Here is a 1,202-nt window from a genome sequence, read left to right on the forward strand (position 1 = left end):
CACCGCGGCGGCCCGGCTCGCCCGAGCGGCGCGCGCCCGCACCGAGGAACTGCGCGCCGAACTGCTCGCGCTCAGCCACGCCGTGCACGCCGAGCCGGAACTGCGCTTCGAGGAGCACGCGGCGGCCGGCCGGCTGCGCGCGACGCTCGGCGCGCACGGCTTCCAGGTCGAGGCCGGCACCGGGGGCATGCCCACCGCCTTCCGTGCCACCCGGGAACTCGGCCCCCCGGGCGAGGGCCCGACGCTCGCGGTGTTCTGCGAGTACGACGCCCTGCCGGGCCTCGGCCACGGCTGCGGCCACAACGTGATCGCGGCGGCCGGCGTCGGCGCCGCGCTCGCCACGGCCGCGCTCGCCGGCGAACACGGCGCACCCGGGCGGCTGCTGGTGATCGGCAGCCCCGGCGAGGAGGGCGGCGGCGGCAAGGTCCGCCTCCTGGAGGCGGGCGTGCTCGACGGCGTCGACGCGGCCGTCATGGTCCACGCGGCCGGCTACGACGCGGTCTCGCGCACCAATCTCGGCCGGCTGTCCCTCGAAGCCGTCTTCACCGGCCGCGCCTCGCACGCCTCCGCCGCCCCCGAGGGCGGCAGGAACGCGCTCGACGCGGCCACCCTGCTGCTCGTCGCGATCGGGCTGCTGCGCCAGCAGATCACCCCGGACGCCCGCATCCACGCGAAGGTCGCTGAGGGCGGCCAGTCCATCAACATCATCCCGGAGCGCGCCCGGGTCGAGCTGTTCGTGCGCGCCCTGGACAGCGGATACCTGCGCGGCCGCCTGCTGGAGGCCGTGGGGGACTGCGTGCGGGGCGCGGCGATCGCCACCGGCACCACCCACGAACTCGCCGAGGTGGCACCGGCGTACGACCCGGTGCTCGCGAACCCGGTGCTCGCCGGGCTCGCGGCCGACGCCTTCGCCGCGCTCGGCAGGCCGATCCCGCACGGCAGCGGCTGGTCCGGCGCCGCCGGGTCGACCGACATGGGCAACGTGAGCAGGCGGGTGCCCGCGCTCCACCCGTACGTGTGCGCCGTGCCCGGAGCGGCCCTGCACACGCGGGACTTCGCCGCGGGCGCGGCCGGCCGGGACGCGGACGCCGCCGTGCTCGACGGCGCAGCGATGCTGGGGTCCGTCCTGACCGCGCTGCTCACCGATCCCGGCCGACTGGCCGCCGCGAAAGCCGAGTTCGCGGCCGCGACGAGCGCCGCGG

General features: G+C 77.8%; 1 protein-coding gene. It reads left to right on the forward strand.

The genetic code is table 11. From position 1 onward, the window contains the following. Window positions 1–1,202, forward strand: a 1,202-nt coding sequence (locus tag L1885_RS28490) for a M20 family metallopeptidase (protein WP_235800024.1), incomplete at both ends; no start/stop codon positions are given.

It is taken from the genome of Streptomyces fuscigenes (genome assembly GCF_021556455.1).
GTDB classification, from domain to species: Bacteria; Actinomycetota; Actinomycetes; order Streptomycetales; family Streptomycetaceae; genus Streptomyces; species Streptomyces fuscigenes.